This is a genomic window from Noviherbaspirillum album (assembly GCF_035916955.1).
Lineage (GTDB): Bacteria > Pseudomonadota > Gammaproteobacteria > Burkholderiales > Burkholderiaceae_D > Noviherbaspirillum > Noviherbaspirillum album.
The window spans coordinates 1-16,881 of sequence record NZ_JAWIIV010000044.1 but is presented as its reverse complement, the minus strand read 5'-3'; the positions used below and the strand labels follow the sequence as shown (position 1 = coordinate 16,881).

Here is a 16,881-nt window from a genome sequence, read left to right as displayed (position 1 = left end):
TCGTCTCCTTGCTGTGAGAGCCCGTTCGAAAACCGCGGCAAGCGCGACGGATCAGCGTCCATGCCCTTCGGTTATCGCTTCACATTGAATACAGGAAGTATTCAACCGGACTCCTGATGCCTGCCCCTTCTCCCGCAATTCGCTCGTACTACAACATAGGGCGGCATCTGGAAGATCGGTTGTCGAAGATCAAAGCGGAGGCAATCGTCAGTGTCCGAGGCCGAGGCCGCGCACAAGGAATGAGAGGCCAAGGAGGGACAGTGCAAGGATAGTCGAAGCGCGGGCCGGTCGGCAGCACGCTGCGTGCCGATGCAAATCGGTACGCAGCTTTGCTCAGCAGCCTTGCTCAGTGCAATGTGACAGTATGTTGGCCTGGCAGATCGCCAGGCATCGGTTCCCGCCCCATGGGTCAGGGTTTGAGCTGCACGCGAAGTTCGCCGGCCGGATGCGTCGGGCTATGGACATTGATGTATAGATTGCCCGCCTTGTAATCGGCAAACTGGGATTCGGTCAGGCGCGCATTGGCGGGCACCGAAAACGCCTTGTCCGACGTCTTTGTCAATGGCAGGATGACCGGGCCGTTCTCGCCCTTCGCGCCGCGATGAATATGCGCCGCATTGGCGTTCATGTCTTCGATGAGCACCGATCCGCTGACTGTCCGGTCGTCGGCCACCGTAATGGTGCTGCGCCCGGACGCCTTGGTCGCCACCGGCGGTACCTCATTTTCACCCTTCAGTTCAAGAGTCGTCTTCGAGCCGCCGAGCCCCATCTTGCCCATCATGCCGCTCATCGTGTCGCAGCCGCCCAGCAAGCCGAGACTCAAGACCAATGCGAGGGAAGTTGCACACCGAACAGATTTCTTTTTTGGAACATTCATGGTTTTCTCCTTGAGGTGTGAAGCGATTCGCCGGGAAGCCGTGTCATGTGCCGCGGAAGGCAGACGGCCAGGTTGCATCGCCAGCGTAGTATGAGCTTAGGCGGGGGCGTTTTTAGAAAAAAGGGTTTGGCAAAGCGAGTTGACATTTGTCAATGCATGATCCCATGAGCCTCGCGGAATCACCGGGTGGCAAGCCCTCCCCTTTTCCTTGCATGAAAGTCGATTGAGTTTCATCGGCGCATGTCTGGCGGCGAGCGTGTAACATTGCCTTTTTGCCGCGCATGTCACGGCAGTGTTACAGGAAAGACAACGACATGAACGACAAGCCTTCTCCGCAGTCCCGGACAACGACGGCCGAGAGCCGGTTTGAGTTGCTTGTGTCGGGCATCAACGACTACGCCATCTACATGCTCAATCCCGAGGGCATCGTGACCAGTTGGAATGCCGGTGCGCGACGCTTCAAGGGGTACACCGCCGACGAAATCATCGGCGAGCATTTTTCCCGTTTCTATACGCCCGCAGACCGCCAATCCGGCCGGCCTGCCAAAGCACTTGAAATTGCGTTAACGGAAGGCAAGTTTGAAGCGGAGGGATGGCGCGTGCGCAAGGATGGCACGCAATTCTGGACCAGCGTGGTCATCGACCCCATTTACGACACCACCGGCCAGCATATCGGGTTTGCCAAGATCACGCGCGATGTGACCGAACGCAGGAACGCCGAGGAAGCCTTGCGGCAGAGCGAACAGCGGTTTCGAATGCTGGTGCAGGGCGTGACCGATTATGCGATCTACATGCTGTCGCCGGCGGGAGAAGTCACCAACTGGAATCTCGGCGCCGAGCGTATCAAGGGCTATGTCGCCGATGAAGTCATCGGCACCTCCTTTTCCCGCTTCCATACGCCCGAAGACCAGGCGGCGGAATTGCCTGCGGTCGCGCTGGCGACTGCAGCCAGGGAAGGACGTTTCGAGCGCGAGGCATGGCGCGTACGCAAGGACGGAAGCCGGTTCTGGGCGCATGTCATCATCGATGCGATATACAACGATGACGGAACGCTGGCAGGATTCGCCAAGATCACCCGTGATATCACCGAAAAGAAGAATGCCGCCGAAGCACTTGAACAAGCCAATGCGGCGTTGTTCCAGTCGCAGAAAATGGAAGCCATCGGACAGCTGACCGGAGGCATTGCGCATGACTTCAACAACCTGTTGTCGGTCATTAGCAATGGGCTGGAAGTCTTGCCCCTAAAAACTGGCGAACCTGGGGACATGAAGATCGTCGAGAGCATGAAACGCGCGGTCACTCGCGGCGCCACGCTTACCCAGCAACTGCTGTCGTTTGCCCGGCAACAGCCGCTGCGCCCGGAAAAGCACAATCTGAACACCGTCATCAACGGGTTCGAAGCGGTATTGCGCCGCGCCGGCAACTCCTTGATTGCCTTCAACATGGACCTCGCGGCAGACCTGCAGATGACGATGGTCGACATCCCTCGCTTCGAAACGGCATTGCTGAACCTGGTCGTGAATGCACGCGATGCCATGCCGGACGGCGGACGCATCTCGATCGCCACATCCAACGTGACACTGGCCGATCAGAAGGTTGCCGGCCTGGCGGCAGGACAATACGTCAGGGTATCGGTATCGGATACCGGATCCGGGATGCCTCCGGATGTGATAGCCCGCGCTTTTGAGCCATTCTTTACCACCAAGGAAGTCGGCAAGGGTACCGGCCTTGGCCTGAGCCAGGTTTATGGCTTCATGAAGCAATCCCAGGGTGGTGTGTACATCGAATCGGCGGTTGGCCAGGGCTCCACGATCAGCCTGTATCTGCCGTCCCTTGGCGACAGCGGCAGCAATGCAATTCCACCCGAGGACAGCAGCGAAAAGGTGCTGGTCGTCGATGACGAACCGGATGTCATGGAGACGGCGGCCGCGCTGTTTCGGAGTATCGGCTATGACGTCTTTACCGCCAATAACGGACCGGCCGCGCTGGAAATCCTGCAGCGGACCAAGGACATCGCCGTGCTGTTCTCGGACGTCATGATGCCGAGCATGACAGGTATCGAACTGGCGATAAGAGCGCGCGAGCTTCGGCCAGGAATGAAGATATTGCTGGCATCGGGGTATCCGTTGCCAGCATTGAAGGCGCAGCATAGCGGCATCGACGAGTTCACCTTCATGAACAAGCCCTACAAGCTGGCCGAACTCGCAAGGAAACTTCGGTTGTCGTAGCGGCGCAGGTGTTTCATGCTCGGCGCCTGATGCGGACGCCGAGTGTTATAGATGCCAATCCAGTGGCCAATGGCCAATGGCCAATGGCTTGGCTTGCTTGCTGCAAAGTTTCAAAACATTGAAGATGCACGCACCATTGTTTGAAGGTCCGGATGGCTGGCTCAAGCATTCCATTGGGTTCCGTTCAGTACCGAAAAGTTCTACTATAAAAACAGAGTAAGCATTTGGGAAAACCGGCATCCATTAAGCCTGCAATAAGAATATTCGGGTACATTGAAATTAGAACGGCGCCGGACACCCATGCAGGGACGATGAAGAATCGCATCTGCCGTCTCGGCTTTATGAAAGTCAATACTTATGAAGCAAGGATGGTTTGCCGGAGAATGCATGATCGAGCTGCGCCCCACTGCGCCCGCGACACTCATGCAGTCATTCGCCGGAGACGTCTACAACACGGCGGTTTACTTCCGTCGTCTGTCGCCGCAATGGCCGAGCCAGTTCATTTCGTGCGTTGGAGAAGATCACGTAAGTGACGCGCTAATGCTGGATGCCGGTAGCCATGGGCTTGATACTACGTTGATCCGGCGCGTCGCCGATCGCCATCCGGGCTTGTACTGGATCACGACAAGTGCATCGGGAGAGCGAAGCTTTCTTTACTGGCGAGGATTTTCCGCCGCGCGAATGATGCTAGACGAGAACCAGGAAATACGGTTGCGAAGTTGCCTGGCCGATTGCGGACTTTTCTATTTTTCCGGGATCACACTATCCATTCTGCAAGAACCGCAGCGCGAGCGTCTGCTGAATCTTGCCAGCGACATCCGCAGCGCTGGCGGCATTGTCGCCTTTGATTCGAATTATCGTGCATCGCTTTGGGAATCGAAGGAAGCGGCGGTCGACTGGTCATTGGCTGCGTCGCGAACGGCGTCACATCTTCTCGTAACGGAAGATGACGAGGCGGCATTGCACGGCGATGCCACCCCGGCGGATACCCTGGCACGCGCGCTTGAACTCGGCGCCGTCGAAGTAGTCGTGAAGATGGGTGCGCGCGGTTGCCTGCTTCAGAGCGAAGCCATGGATGAAGCACTGCGCGTTCCAGCAGTCCAGGCGAATGTCGTCGACACCACCGCTGCCGGAGACTCGTTCAATGCAGCCTATCTCGCTGCGCGAACGAGAGGGCTATCGCCTCTCGAGGCAGCACGGTCCGGCTGCTCCCTTGCGGCTCGCGTGGTCGCTTTTCCAGGGGCCATCATTCCGGCTGACGCCATGCCCTAATAAGGGTTGGCGTGAAGCCGCAGTACCGTTTTACTCTGAGTGGGAGGAATCAACCATGCGGAGATTACTGATCCCCTTTGACGGATCCGACAGCTCGCTGCATGCCTTGCAATATGCAATCGATTTGGCCAGAGACAAGTTCGTCCACGAACTGGAAGTTCTGCATGTCGGCAACCCGATGCCCATAGGTACGCACGGCATGATGACTCACGAGGAAATTGCGCACCGCGAAGCCAATGAAGCAGGACGAATCCTGCAACCGGCACGCGCACTGCTTGAGGCCGCCGGAATAAGCTATCAGGTGCGTTCACGGACCGGTACGCCGGCGAATGAGATTGCCAAGCAGGTAAAGGAGGGGGACTGCGATGGCATCGTTATGGGGACGCGCGGGCTGGGATCGATTGCAAGCATGATGATGGGGTCGGTCGCATCCCGGATAGTCGCCACGGTCGATGTGCCGGTCACGCTCGTTAAATGAGTTTGCCCGGGGACTTACCGAAAGTATGATGTAGCGTTGTATTTCAACGCGCCTTTGTCAAAGGTCCGTTTTTCCGGAGGTATGTTAATGGCTGCTGCTCCCGTGGTTGTCATCACTGGCGCGTCTGCGGGCATCGGACGCGCCCTTGCCCGTCTTTTTGGTGCACGAGGATATCAGGTTGCATTGCTTGCTCGCAATCAGGACAGCCTTGCCACCGCGTGCCGGGAAATCGAACAGGCCGGCGGCGTTTGTCTGCCCATCCGCACCGACGTGGCGCACTACGATCAGGTCGAGGAGGCAGCAGAACGCGTCGAGCGGGAACTGGGGCCGATAGAAGTGTGGATCAACAACGCCATGGCAACTATTTTCGCACCGGTAGAGCACATATCCCCAGACGATTTTGAACGCGCTACACGGGTCACCTACCTTGGCGCCGCCTGGGGCACGATGGTAGCGCTCAAACGCATGAAGCCACGCAACCGAGGCACTATCGTGCAGGTGGGATCCGCGCTTGCCTATCGTTCGATTCCCTTGCAGGCACCCTATTGCGGCGCGAAAAGCGCATTGCGTGGATTCACGGACTCGCTTCGCTCTGAACTTATCCACGATGGAAGCGCCGTTCGTCTCACGATGGTGCAGCTGTCCGCTTTCAACACCCCCCAATTCAACTGGGGCAAGACCTGTTTTTCAAGACAGCCGCAACCATTGCCTCCGATCTATCAGCCGGAACTCGCAGCTGAGGCGATCTACCATGCTGTACGGCGGCCTCGACGGGAACTATGGGTCGGATTTCCCGTAGTCAAAGCCATTCTAGCCAATCGAGTCGCGCCAGGCCTCCTAGACCGGCTTCTCGCGTCGAGAGCGTATAGCGGGCAGTTCGCCGACGAAGCGTTGCCGCCAGGCCGCCAGGACAATCTCTACCGCAGTGTGGCAGGCGACCAGGGCGCGCATGGCAGATTCGACGATCGTGCCAAGGCCTCCAGCTGGCAATTTTGGATCAGCACCCATCGCTTGATGACGGCTGTCATGACGATGACGGCCGTGGCCCTTGGCACAGCCGCGGTTGTCGCCACTACCGAACGAAAGGTGCGGCATGCTAAGGAAAAGATCGCACGCAACACCGACATTCGACGATGACCCGCGTATCGGAACTGCGGCAGCCGGCATTCAAACAGGCCAATGCGCGCCATGCATGAACGTGTGAATGCGATGCTACCTGCTGATTTTTGGCGGATTTAAGTTTGGCCTAATACATTCGTGGGAACATTCCTGCATCGGCTAATCGCGTTGACCTTTGCCTGTGCCTGAGGGTAGGTTGGCCTGACAAATATGAGGTGTCGCACATGTTGCCTATACCGGAGTTTTCTCGTCATGCCTTGATGGCAAGTACCAGCGCCGCAGCGCCGCAGCGGAAAAGAAATGCATATGCATCGCCCGGAAAATGCGGCGAGCCCGGATGCATCGAGCAGGAGCGGCGGGACAGATTTGGCCGCTTCGGTCACGCGACCAAGCGACTTTTGGCACTGCAGGCCGTCGAAGGTGAAGAAGGCTAACGGCTTGATGGCGGATTCACCAGCCGATGTTACGCCAGTGACCGCCCGCTCCGGATCGTCTCTCTCCGCTTAGACGATGTTGTTCTTCTTTGCGCCTGATTCCTGCAACGCGAGCCAGGCCATGATCTGCGAAAGGTGCGTCAGGCCTTGCGGGTAATTGCCCAGCATGGTTCGGGAAGCGATGTCATATTCTTCGGAGAACAAGCCGAGGTCATTGCTGCACGCCAGCGCATTTGCGTAATACTTATTTGCCAACTCCAGCCTGCCCTGTCGCGCGAGGCAATTCACCAGCCAGAAAGTGCACGGCACGAATAGTCCCTCGGGGCCGTCAAGGCCGTCGTTGCTCTTGTAGCGGAGCAGCAGGCCGCCGCAATCCAGATCTTCGCAGATGGCATCGGCGGTTTTGAGCATTCTTGGGTCGTCATAAGAAATGAAATCAATCCGGGGGAGAATAAGCACGGCCGCATCGAGTGCGGACCGGTCGAAAGCCTGAACGAAAACACCTCGCTTGGCATCGAAGCCCCGCGACTCTATCGCATCACGGATCTCGTCTCGTACCGCGCTCCATCGTTCCAGCGGGACCTTGAACCCGTTGGCCAGCGCGAGCTGGATGCCACGATTCACCGCCGCCCAGCACATTGCTTTCGAATGCACGTAATGCAGCGGCTCGCCGCGCACTTCCCAGATACCGTGATCGGCCTGTACCCAGCGTCGACATACGGCATCGACCACATCGGCCAGGAACTGCCAATATGCGGGATCCGTGGAGTGGCCGCCGCAATGCCATTCCCAGGCCATCTCCAGCAGTTCGCCGTAGATATCGAGCTGAAGCTGTTTGGCGGCAGCGTTGCCGATCCTGACCGGTTTCGAGTTCCGATAGCCTTCCAGCCAGTCCAGTTCGACTTCGCTCAGGCGGCGCATGCCGTCAACGCCATACATGATCTGCATTTGTTCGGCGCTGCCTGCGGCACTGCGCTGGATGAACCCGTGGAAGCGCTCCGCCTCCCTGGCAAACCCGAGTTCATGCAAGGCCCGAACCGTAAACAATGAGTCTCGCACCCAGCTGAAACGATAATCCCAGTTGCGTCCGCCGCCGATCCATTCCGGCAGTGAAGTGGTGGACGCCGCGACGATGGCGCCCGTTGGCTCATAGGTTAAAGCCTTCAGTGTAATGGTCGAGCGCAGGGTGTGCCTGTCAAGCGGCCAGCAAGACTTCATCTGGGCGCTCCAAGCCTTCCACCAGCGTTGCGTTATATCCAGGGCGCTGTCCATGGCTGGCGGTGTTCCGGCTACGCGAGAGATAGCCTCGGCAACGCGCTCGGGAAATTCGAACTGGATTGCCAGCTGTCGCCTCTCGCCGGCATGAATGCTGAAGCGGCCGTAAATATTGCATTGGGCTTCGATTTCGAGTGGCATGTCGCTATGGAAGATGAGCCCCTGGTTGCTTCCTATGGCGCTGTACAGGCCTGCTCCATGCTTCTGGATATACGGAACGATTTCGCCGTAGTCAAAGCGTGGGCAGATTTCGACATGTATTTCCACACTTCCCGAAATGCCGTCCACCAGGCGCACGTGGGAATGACAAGGCATCTGCACGCCCTCGGCATTGATCGCGAAGAAATCGGTGAGACGCGCCTCGCCGCCATCGGTCCGAAAGGACGTTTCAACGATCATGGTGCCGTCGACATACTTCCACGTTGATGTGTATCCACCCGTCGGGGCAATCAGGCAGTGCCCTCCCCTTTCCCAGTCGAGCAACCGGCCGAAGGAACTGTCGTCGTCCATGCGCGGCATGCAAGACCAATCTACCGAGCCATGGCGCGATACCAGGGCGTTGCAATGGCAATCGCTGATAAGGGCATAATCGCCGATGGAAGGATATTTCGACATGGAATCACCCCTATTCTTTTATATACCGATCCGTTGAAGACTTCGGATGATGCATGCTCGACCCTGCCTTCGGGCTTTAGCCTATAGCCATTAGCCTATAGCCTTCACCCTTGATCCGGTTCGAGCGTAACAGCAGCCGAATTCAGTATTTCATCGGCTGTGCTTCCGTCGCAGATGGCTTTTTCAAAGCGAAATACCGATTTTTCGAAAGCCTCCGCGCAGCCATGCAGGAACATCACCTTTCGGCCCGATGTCTATGCTTTAAATTCACGGAAGGCTACAAGCGCAATGAAGAATCCACTGCTGTCTCATCCGCCTAAAAGTACCGCAAGCTACATCGCGCTTGCTGGCCATCCGATTCATCCAATGCTGGTATCGTTCCCGATTGCCTACATTATGGGCGCCGTTGCCAGCGATGCGGCTTTCTGGTGGACAGGCGATCCGTTTTGGGCACGCATGTCGCTCTGGATCATCGGCATAGGTTTCCTACTGGGTACGGTCGCAGGCATCGCAGGTACGCTTGATTTTCTCCTGGTCCGGGAGATACGCCACCATGTTACGAGCTGGAGCCATTTTCTGGCTGCCGTCATGATGCTGGCGCTCACCGCAGCGAACTGGTGGCTCCGGGTCGGCACCCCGGAAGCGGCGGTTCTGCCATGGGGCTTGTTCCTGTCGGTGGTCACTGCGGTCGCGCTCAGCTTTGCCGGCTGGCTGGGTGGCAAACTCGTGTTTGAGCATAACGTGGGCACCGGAGAAATGGAATGAAGCATCAACCCGTCAGAACGGCTTGGCGGATACCAGCGTTATTATCGCCGTAATGAGCAGCGCGGGAACAATGGGCACAATCCGATAAACGACCGATGTCCGACGTTGTTCCCCGCGGCGTATTTTATCCATCTCGCTTCCGCAATAGACGTGAAAAAAAACCATGAGCAATACAAGGGCCAGCTTCACATGCAGCCAGCCGCCGATGAAACCGCGCTCGAAAATCAGCCAGATGCCTGCGCCCACCGCCAGCAGCGCGCTGGGCGTCATGACGTAGGCATACAGCGTACGCTGCATATGAATCGCGCTGCGCTGGCTATCGATGCCGTCATCCTCCACCTGTCGTACAAGCAGGAACGGGAAATACAGAAGCGCGGCGGACCATATCAGAAGAAATGCAATATGAAGAGAAAGAGCAAATAGCACCAGCGGTCTCCTTCAGTAAAAAACCACAAGAGGCGGCTCGGATGGAAGTCTACGCGAAACGGGCCGATTTGATGAGCATCAACAAGTACTACTGCGCAGGCGCGGTCGCGCACGCAGTACTCGGCTAATTCGATTAGGCTTGGACAGCGCATCGTCATGTTGGTGCGCATCTGAGCACGTAGCACATGAGGAAAAATGATCTTCAGGACGCCAATCCAATGACCAACCGCTTGTCCGCCATGAAACCTGGAGTTCTCGCGCGAGGCATGCACTGCATCGTGCCGGCATGGTTCCTCTGTGGTTGCGGCGGCGTTCAGTCCGTGCTCGACCCCCGCGGTCCCCAGGCCGGTGCGATTGCCAGCATTGCGTGGGTCATGTTTCTGGGAGCGGCGGCAGTTCTACTATTGGTGACCGCACTGGCTCTCTATGCATTCTACGGACCTCGCAGCCGCGAACGGCGGAGCAATGATAACGCATGGATCCTGGCGGGCGGCATTGCCTTACCCGTTCTTACCCTATCGGCCTTGCTGGCTTATGGCGTCCATTCGATGGCCTCGATGCGCGAAGCCGCTCCATCCGATGAAAGGATCGAGATCATTGCCCATCGATGGTGGTGGGAAGTGCAGTACTTCGATGAAAACGGCCTGGTGGCTGTCACAGCCAATGAGGTGCGTATTCCGGTCGCAACCCCGGTTGCGGTCGATCTCCGTTCCCGCGATGTCATTCACAGTTTCTGGGTACCGAATCTCGCCGGAAAGATGGATGCAATACCCGGCCGCACAAACAGACTGATCCTGCATGCATCGGCTCCGGGACTCTTCCGCGGGCAATGCGCGGAGTATTGCGGCGCCCAGCATGCGCGCATGGGCCTGCACGTCATCGCGCAGACTCCGGCAGCCCACGCCGAATGGCTCGCAAGCCAGCGGGAGCCGGCGCGCATGCCTTCTGACGAAATCGCGGTCCGAGGCCAGCGCCTGTTCGGTAACCATTGCGCGGCCTGCCATACAGTGCGCGGCAATGGTGCTGCCCAACGCAGCGGTCCGGATCTGACCCATCTGGCGAGCCGTCGATTCATTGCCGGCGGCACTCTCGAAAACAACCGCGCGAACCTGCTCAACTTCATCACCGAGAGCCAGTCGTTAAAGGCAGGCAGCGGCATGCCCTCTTTTGCGCATCTCGAGCAGGATGCCCTGCATGCCATTGTCCAGTATCTGGGTGGATTGCAATGATGGATGCCGCACCGACGTCCTACGAACAGAAGAACCTGCGCACGCAGCTTGAACGGATTTGGGGCAATCCTCCGGGGCTGGGTGCGCTGCGTGTCGTCAACCACACCACGCTTGGTCTGCGCTTCATTGCCACCGGCTTCATGTTTTTCCTGATCGGCGGAATTCTGGCCATGCTCATCCGAAGCCAGCTCGCCTTTCCGGGTAACGATCTGCTCGACCATCGTGCATATGCCCAAGCATTCACCATGCATGGGACGACGATGATGTTTTTTTTCGCTGTGCCCATCATGGAAGGATTCGCTGCCTACCTGATTCCGAAGATGATCGGCGCGCGCGACCTCATATATCCCAGGCTGTCGGCGTTCGGCTACTGGTGTTATCTTTTCGGCGGCATCCTCCTATTTTCCAGCGTCTTCGTCGGCGCGGTGCCGGACGGAGGATGGTTTATGTATGTGCCCCTCAGCGGTCGGGAATTCTCTCCGGGATTGAACACTGACTTCTGGCTCCTTGGCGTGACTTTCGCGGAAATTTCGGCGGTTGCGGCGGGCATTGAGCTGATCGTCTCGATCCTCAAGACGCGGGCACCGGGAATGGCCCTGCATCGCATGCCGATCTATGCATGGTACATACTCATCACCGCCTTCATGATCGTCTTCGGCTTTCCGCCCCTAATCTTGGGCAGCATCCTGCTTGAGCTCGAACGCGCATTCGGCCTGCCCTTTTACGATGTGGCTCGCGGCGGAGACCCGCTGCTATGGCAGCATCTGTTCTGGATATTTGGACATCCGGAGGTCTACATCATCTTCCTGCCCGCAGCCGGCCTTGTAACAACGATGCTGCCCACGTTCGCGCGGCGTCCGATCGCCGGCTATGCATGGGTGGTGCTGGCGGTCATTGCAACCGGCTTCATCAGCTTTGGCCTGTGGGTGCACCATATGTTCACCGTGGGCATTCCGCTACTGTCTCTGGCGTTCTTTTCCGCAGCCAGCATGGCGGTTGCAATCCCGACAGGTATCCAGGTTTTTTCATGGCTGGCCACGTTATGGGGGGGGCGCCCTGTCATGAGGACGCCCATGCTATTTATCCTGGGCTTCCTTTTCATTTTCGTGCTCGGTGGCCTGACCGGCGTCATGGTTGCAATGGTTCCCTTCGACTGGCAGGTGCACGATACACATTTCATCGTCGCTCACATGCACTACGTGCTGTTCGGCGGCATGGTCTTTCCCCTGTTTGCAGCGCTTTACTACTGGTTGCCCTTGTTTTCAGGCAAGGCGCCGTCTGAAAAGCTGAGCCGCGTCGTGTTCTGGACCATATTCCTTGGCTTCAACCTGACATTTCTCCCGATGCATGTCACCGGCCTGATGGGCATGCCGCGCAGGGTGTACACCTACATGCCGGGACTTGGCTGGGAAACCCTCAACCTGATTTCGACCGTCGGCGGATTCTTATCGGCGGCCGGGGTCGCAATGTTCGTCATCGACTTCCTGCTGCATTTCTACCAGGGCAAGCAAGCGCCGCCCAATATGTGGAATGCATCAACCCTGGAGTGGGCGGCGCGCACGCCGGTGCCCGCTTATACCTTCGCCTCGCAACCTCGCGTGACAGGTCGGGACCCGTTATGGACAACGCCTGGATTGGGCGAAAGTATGGACGCAGGTGCCGGATATCTGGGACGCACCGATGTCAGCCACCGAGAAATGTTGGTGACCAGTACCGTCAAGGCAGAGCCGGAATATGTCGTTATTCTTCCGGGCAATACTATTACTCCTCTGGTCACCGCGCTGCTGACTTCCCTTTTTTTCTTCGGCTTCCTCGTCAAGATGTATTGGCTCGCCACGCTCGGAGCCGTGCTGGCGGTGACTTCGCTGCTATGCTGGGCATGGCAGGATAGCGCGCATCATGCTGCCACGCATATCGATGCGGGTAACGGAGCGAAACTGCCGACGCAAGCGCTCGTGTCCGAATCGCCCGGCTGGTGGGGCACCCTGATAGCCTTGTTCGCCGACGGAACGCTTTTCCTGTCCCTCGTATTCGCATATTTCTATCTTTGGACGGTCGCTCCGGCCTGGCCGCCCGCCGGTGTGGCCGGTACAGGTTCCCTGGTCGGTCCGGGCGCAGCCATGGCATGCCTGATCGCCAGTAGCCTCTTCATCCATCTGGGATCCTCAGCCAATATGCGTGGTCGGCCGCGTCTCATGCAGTGGTTTCATTTCGCCGCGATCGCGTCCGCGAGCAGTTTTGTCGCTCTGGAGACCTTTTCCCTGGCTGACATCATGCCTGCCACCGCACATGCATACTCAGCCGTTGTGCACACCATCGTCGGCTTCCAGTTCATTCACGTCGCAATCGCAATTCTGCTTGTATGCTTTACCATCGCGCGATCGCATCTGGGTCACGTTGACGCGCGTCGTCCGGCAGTAGTGAGAATCGCTTCCCTGTTCTGGCACTATACGGTATTGCAATGGATGACCGGCTTTACGGTCATCCATCTCTTTCCCTTGATGGCGGGCGGATGATGCGCAACCCTTTCCGCGTCGGAAATCCCTTCTACCTATGCATCGCTCCCGTGGTCTGGAGCATTCATTTTCTGTGCTGCTATTTGCTGGCCTCACTGGCGTGCGGGCTTGTTTCTGCCGAGACCGCCGTTCGGGGCATTGCCGTCGTTACGGCGATCGCGCTCGGCTTGTTAGGCTATGTGGCATGGACATGCAATCGCCATCGCACGCAACGCCGGCAAGTCGCATTGCCGTCGAAAACAGACCCCGCTTCAGCCGACCTGACGACGCGGGTAACGATCGGCTTGTGCGCGTTATCGGCTCTCACGCTGCTGTGGGTAGCGTATCCTTCCTTGGTGCTGCCGGCATGCGTGGCTTGAATATCGCAGTCGGATTAATACTCCCTCTTCCAGCTGCCGCACACGGCTCTGGACATGCGGATCATTGGTGGTCATTCGATCCATGGACATGGATTCCCATGCTCGCCGCGACGTGCCTCTACTTCATTGGATTGCTCCGCGTGCGCGGACATAACCGTCTGGCACCATCGCTTCATCGCATCATCAGTTTCTGGCTTGGCTTGGCCGCATTGTTCTTCGCGCTCATCTGGCCTTTCGATGTTCTTGGCAGCATCAGTTTCGCTGCCCATATGTCGCAGCACATGCTGCTCATTGCAGTCGGAGCCCCGTTACTTGCACTTGCACGGCCAGTACCACTGTTGATCGCAGGCTTGCCCCGACCGCTGAGACAACTTCATCGCTGGTCCGGATTTCTATATCGCATTAGAAGCCCTATGAATCGTCCGGCGACGGCGTTCTCGCTGCACGCATTCATTATATGGGTATGGCATTCACCCGTCCTGTTCGAACTGGCACTTCACCATGCATGGATCCACGTGGCGGAGCATCTCTGCTTTCTGGTGAGTGGATTGCTGTTCTGGGGCTCCATACAACGAAATTGCGGCGTTGATGGCAAAGGCTATGGGATGGCAATCCTCTGGCTTCTGGCCACGATAATGCATACGGGACTCCTGGGCGCCTTGTTGACCTTTTCGCCCAAAGTCCTCTACAACTTTTATCAGGCAGGCAATCACGCTTTTCTGACACCGTTGGAAGACCAGCAGCTTGCAGGATTGGTGATGTGGATCCCAGGAGGTTTATGTTACCTCGTCGCGGCACTCTCGTATGCGGCCGCCTGGCTGCAACTTGGACTTCGCGAAGACGGCTCAAAGACCATGAGCTAGAGCGTTTTCGCCCTGATTGGCTTAGGCGAGGCCGAGGCGGATTGCTTCTGGGACAAGGCGTGGCGACGCGGCATGGCGGGGGCCATGGCAAGGAGGCACAACGCGGTACCAGAGGCAATCCGCCCGGGATCGGCAAGCAGGTCGGGGCGAAAACGCTCTAAAGTAAAAAGATGACAGGATCAGTAGCCGCTACTCCGGTCAACCGCCTTCAACCGCGGTCGTTCCGGTCTTTGCCTGAACTGGACCATTAAGGAACTCGATGCGGCCTGTACATGCCGTACTTCCCTCAACTGGATGTGCGCCCCCGGTGTGCCTTGCGGATCCACCATTGCCTGCGGACACGCAAACTCCAGACTGCTTTGATCACAAGGTAAGCGGTGAGCGAGACGGATACTGACAGCACCAGCAAACCTATTGCCAACGGCAGACCGACATCTTGAATGCCGCCTAGCAAACCTTGAAACCATGCCGTTAGCCTGCTCACATTTTCGGTGACACCCGCAATGGATACCGCTTCACTTTCAATCGCCTGCTTTGCAGAAATTGCAAAGCGACTGACCATGCTATCCCCGATGCGATACGCCAGGTAATAAATAGGAGGAAATGTCAGAGGATTGGTAATGAGCGTGCATGCTGCAGCAACCGGAAGATTGACCCGGAGGACAATCGCCCCGAAGCATGCAAAGAAAATCTGAAAAAAAGGAATGAGTATTCCGAAGAACAAGCCGATCGCAGCACCACCGGCTACCGTATGCCGGTTGAATTGCCATAAAAAATGATGGCCGAGATAACGCTTGAGCGGGCCGAGAAATTGAGAGTTCTGCAATTGCTTGTCAGCAAGCGAACGAAAGGATACTCTTCCCTTTGTTGTCCTGGCCATGGTGCCGCCCCAAGAAATAAGTGTTATTGAACTTGGATCACGCGATAGTGATCGGAAACGTATCCATCATATTCCAAGCCTGTCTGCCGCTGGAACGGCATTACAGAGCAAGAACTGATTGACCGAACTTTAGTTTCCATGGGAACAGTGCGAAATTGGCTATGCAGCACATCCTGGATAAACTGCAATAGATTATTCGGCACTCCAGACAAGTTTGCATTGATCTATGCGTGGCTATACGCCTCACCCATCATGAACCCTGCAAGGGATATGTCGTGCCGGGAACATTCCGTATCAACCAATGGTGTTTTCCTCCCGTTTTACGCTGCAATAGCAGACCGGATTCGCGCGCCCCTTCAATTTCAATATATTGTTCTTCGGCATTGCCGGCCCGCGATTGGTCTACTCGACCTAATGCCTGGCCATGCTTATCATTGGGTACCTCCTGTAACTCTGTCCTGAATTGGCTTGAACGTGAAAGGATCGCTTACGTCAACCTCAGCGAGATGATCCGCCGCTGCGTGCACAAGCGTGTCCCTAATCATCGCCGAATCGATGGCGGGTAGCCGGCTCGCGACGTCCTCAATCGGCATGGGCTTTTGCCATGAGGTGTCCCACTGCTGGTAGATTTCAACAACCTGTTTCCAAATTGCTCCTTCTGAACTCGTAAGCATCTTTTATCCTCAATGACAGTGGCGTTGTAGAAGGTTACCCGTTCTTCGAATCATTTCATGACATGGGTGACTATTTTGAGAAGGTTGTCGTCGAATGTATCAAAATCAATTTGACAGGATACATGAGTAACTCAACTGGAAAACCTGCTGGCCTGCGCATGACTGCAAGTGTACTGATAGCGAGTGTACCGCGTCGGGATGAGCTACTGAAGTCGGTTATTCTTAGGTTCTTTACGGAATAACGTGGAGCAAGCAAAAACGAGAAAGGCGGTGAAACGCCTCGTCCTGCTCTATCGGTACCGGTTCTTCCACCCGCAGCACATTGCCCCATGCCTGGTATGTCGTCGACCAGTGCAGTTGCCCCTGCTCGTCCGTCATCTCCCGCGGCGTACCCAGATGATCGGTATGGATATGAAATACCTGCGCCTTCTTCGCACTCTGTTCCGCTTCGCCATCCTGAGCACAAGTCCGGTTTACCTGCGCCAGCGGCACAAACGACTCCGGCTGATACAGGTACGTTCTCGCATGACTGCCGCGCACTTCCTCCAGCAAGCGATNTAGCCATACATCACCGTCTGCACCGTCTGCTGGTCGGTATGTGCCTGCCGCGTTGTGGCGGCTTTGATTAACTGGTGCTCGCCGTTCCACTGCAGCGCGATCTCAGTATGCCGGCCGATCTTTTTGCTGGTCAGGTCGCCATGCACATCGTAGGCATAGCGCTTGTCCTCGAACACCGTGACCCGGTTGTCCTCGATGCGCCCGCCTTGTTCCTGCACATCGGCATCGATCAGGTTGTGCGCCGGATCGAAGGCAAAGCGCTCCTGCAGGTCGGGGTGAATCGCCGACAGGATGCGGCCCAATGGATCGTAGT

14 protein-coding genes are annotated in these 16,881 nt (G+C 57.1%); 9 read left to right on the top strand and 5 right to left on the bottom strand.

Translation table 11 applies throughout. From position 1 onward, the window contains the following. Positions 1–409: 409 nt before the first annotated feature. On the bottom strand, positions 410–877 hold the full coding sequence (locus RY831_RS28655) for a CHRD domain-containing protein (RefSeq protein ID WP_326509751.1): 468 nt from the start codon (positions 875–877) through the stop codon (positions 410–412). Positions 878–1,191: 314 nt separating this feature from the next. On the opposite strand from RY831_RS28655, the gene RY831_RS28650 reads away from it, so the two are divergent. The 4 genes from RY831_RS28650 to RY831_RS28635 all read left to right on the top strand — a co-directional run bounded on the left by RY831_RS28650 (position 1,192) and on the right by RY831_RS28635 (position 5,992). Then, positions 1,192–3,105, top strand: coding sequence for a hybrid sensor histidine kinase/response regulator (locus tag RY831_RS28650; RefSeq protein ID WP_326509750.1), 1,914 nt, complete (start codon positions 1,192–1,194; stop codon positions 3,103–3,105). A gap of 387 nt (positions 3,106–3,492) precedes the next feature. Beyond that, positions 3,493–4,377, top strand: coding sequence for a sugar kinase (locus RY831_RS28645; protein WP_326509749.1), 885 nt, complete (start codon positions 3,493–3,495; stop codon positions 4,375–4,377). 55 nt (positions 4,378–4,432) lie between these two features. Next, a complete protein-coding gene (locus tag RY831_RS28640) occupies positions 4,433–4,855 on the top strand; it encodes a universal stress protein (protein WP_326509748.1) in 423 nt (140 codons plus the stop codon). 87 nt (positions 4,856–4,942) lie between these two features. Further along, the gene (locus RY831_RS28635) at positions 4,943–5,992 is read left to right on the top strand and encodes an SDR family oxidoreductase (protein WP_326509747.1); all 1,050 of its coding nucleotides are present in this window, start codon (positions 4,943–4,945) and stop codon (positions 5,990–5,992) included. Between the two features lie 485 nt (positions 5,993–6,477). On the opposite strand, the gene RY831_RS28630 is transcribed toward RY831_RS28635, so the two are convergent. Next, the gene (locus tag RY831_RS28630; protein WP_326509746.1) at positions 6,478–8,298 is read right to left on the bottom strand and encodes a glycoside hydrolase family 15 protein; all 1,821 of its coding nucleotides are present in this window, start codon (positions 8,296–8,298) and stop codon (positions 6,478–6,480) included. Positions 8,299–8,586: 288 nt separating this feature from the next. Here RY831_RS28630 and RY831_RS28625 point away from each other — a divergent pair, with 288 nt between their 5' ends. Next, positions 8,587–9,063, top strand: coding sequence for a DUF2231 domain-containing protein (locus RY831_RS28625; RefSeq protein WP_326509745.1), 477 nt, complete (start codon positions 8,587–8,589; stop codon positions 9,061–9,063). Positions 9,064–9,075: 12 nt separating this feature from the next. On the opposite strand, the gene RY831_RS28620 is transcribed toward RY831_RS28625, so the two are convergent. After that, complete coding sequence (locus RY831_RS28620; protein WP_326509744.1) at positions 9,076–9,489, bottom strand: CopD family protein; 414 nt, start codon at positions 9,487–9,489, stop codon at positions 9,076–9,078. Between the two features lie 185 nt (positions 9,490–9,674). Here RY831_RS28620 and coxB point away from each other — a divergent pair, with 185 nt between their 5' ends. The 4 genes from coxB (at position 9,675) to RY831_RS28600 (ending at position 14,456) form a co-directional block, all read left to right on the top strand. After that, positions 9,675–10,718 (top strand): cytochrome c oxidase subunit II, encoded by a 1,044-nt coding sequence (gene coxB / locus RY831_RS28615; RefSeq protein WP_326509743.1) that lies wholly within the window; start codon positions 9,675–9,677, stop codon positions 10,716–10,718. Beyond that, positions 10,715–13,234 (top strand): cytochrome c oxidase subunit I, encoded by a 2,520-nt coding sequence (gene ctaD, locus RY831_RS28610; protein WP_326509742.1) that lies wholly within the window; start codon positions 10,715–10,717, stop codon positions 13,232–13,234. Before coxB ends, ctaD begins: the two co-directional genes overlap by 4 nt. Then, positions 13,180–13,593: a hypothetical protein gene (locus tag RY831_RS28605; protein ID WP_326509741.1), complete on the top strand. Its 414-nt coding sequence runs from the start codon at positions 13,180–13,182 to the stop codon at positions 13,591–13,593. The genes ctaD and RY831_RS28605 overlap by 55 nt, the downstream gene beginning before the upstream one ends. A gap of 98 nt (positions 13,594–13,691) precedes the next feature. Continuing rightward, positions 13,692–14,456: a cytochrome c oxidase assembly protein gene (locus RY831_RS28600; RefSeq protein ID WP_326509740.1), complete on the top strand. Its 765-nt coding sequence runs from the start codon at positions 13,692–13,694 to the stop codon at positions 14,454–14,456. Positions 14,457–14,742: 286 nt separating this feature from the next. Here the strand turns inward: RY831_RS28600 and RY831_RS28595 are convergent, their stop codons facing one another. Further along, positions 14,743–15,336, bottom strand: coding sequence for a DUF2062 domain-containing protein (locus tag RY831_RS28595; protein ID WP_326509739.1), 594 nt, complete (start codon positions 15,334–15,336; stop codon positions 14,743–14,745). Between the two features lie 905 nt (positions 15,337–16,241). Next, the gene (locus tag RY831_RS28590; RefSeq protein WP_326509738.1) at positions 16,242–16,502 is read right to left on the bottom strand and encodes an RHS domain-containing protein; all 261 of its coding nucleotides are present in this window, start codon (positions 16,500–16,502) and stop codon (positions 16,242–16,244) included. Positions 16,503–16,881 lie beyond the last annotated feature (379 nt).

Excerpts from the sequence above, each read along its gene's own strand:
- RY831_RS28655 (WP_326509751.1), bottom strand. The coding sequence starts at position 877 with ATGAATGTTCCAAAAAAGAAATCTGTTCGGTGTGCAACTTCCCTCGCA.
- RY831_RS28650 (WP_326509750.1), top strand. The coding sequence starts at position 1,192 with ATGAACGACAAGCCTTCTCCGCAGTCCCGGACAACGACGGCCGAGAGC.
- RY831_RS28645 (WP_326509749.1), top strand. The coding sequence starts at position 3,493 with ATGATCGAGCTGCGCCCCACTGCGCCCGCGACACTCATGCAGTCATTC.
- RY831_RS28640 (WP_326509748.1), top strand. The coding sequence starts at position 4,433 with ATGCGGAGATTACTGATCCCCTTTGACGGATCCGACAGCTCGCTGCAT.
- RY831_RS28635 (WP_326509747.1), top strand. The coding sequence starts at position 4,943 with ATGGCTGCTGCTCCCGTGGTTGTCATCACTGGCGCGTCTGCGGGCATC.
- RY831_RS28630 (WP_326509746.1), bottom strand. The coding sequence starts at position 8,298 with ATGTCGAAATATCCTTCCATCGGCGATTATGCCCTTATCAGCGATTGC.
- RY831_RS28625 (WP_326509745.1), top strand. The coding sequence starts at position 8,587 with ATGAAGAATCCACTGCTGTCTCATCCGCCTAAAAGTACCGCAAGCTAC.
- coxB (WP_326509743.1), top strand. The coding sequence starts at position 9,675 with ATGAGGAAAAATGATCTTCAGGACGCCAATCCAATGACCAACCGCTTG.
- ctaD (WP_326509742.1), top strand. The coding sequence starts at position 10,715 with ATGATGGATGCCGCACCGACGTCCTACGAACAGAAGAACCTGCGCACG.
- RY831_RS28605 (WP_326509741.1), top strand. The coding sequence starts at position 13,180 with ATGGATGACCGGCTTTACGGTCATCCATCTCTTTCCCTTGATGGCGGG.
- RY831_RS28600 (WP_326509740.1), top strand. The coding sequence starts at position 13,692 with ATGCTCGCCGCGACGTGCCTCTACTTCATTGGATTGCTCCGCGTGCGC.
- RY831_RS28595 (WP_326509739.1), bottom strand. The coding sequence starts at position 15,336 with ATGGCCAGGACAACAAAGGGAAGAGTATCCTTTCGTTCGCTTGCTGAC.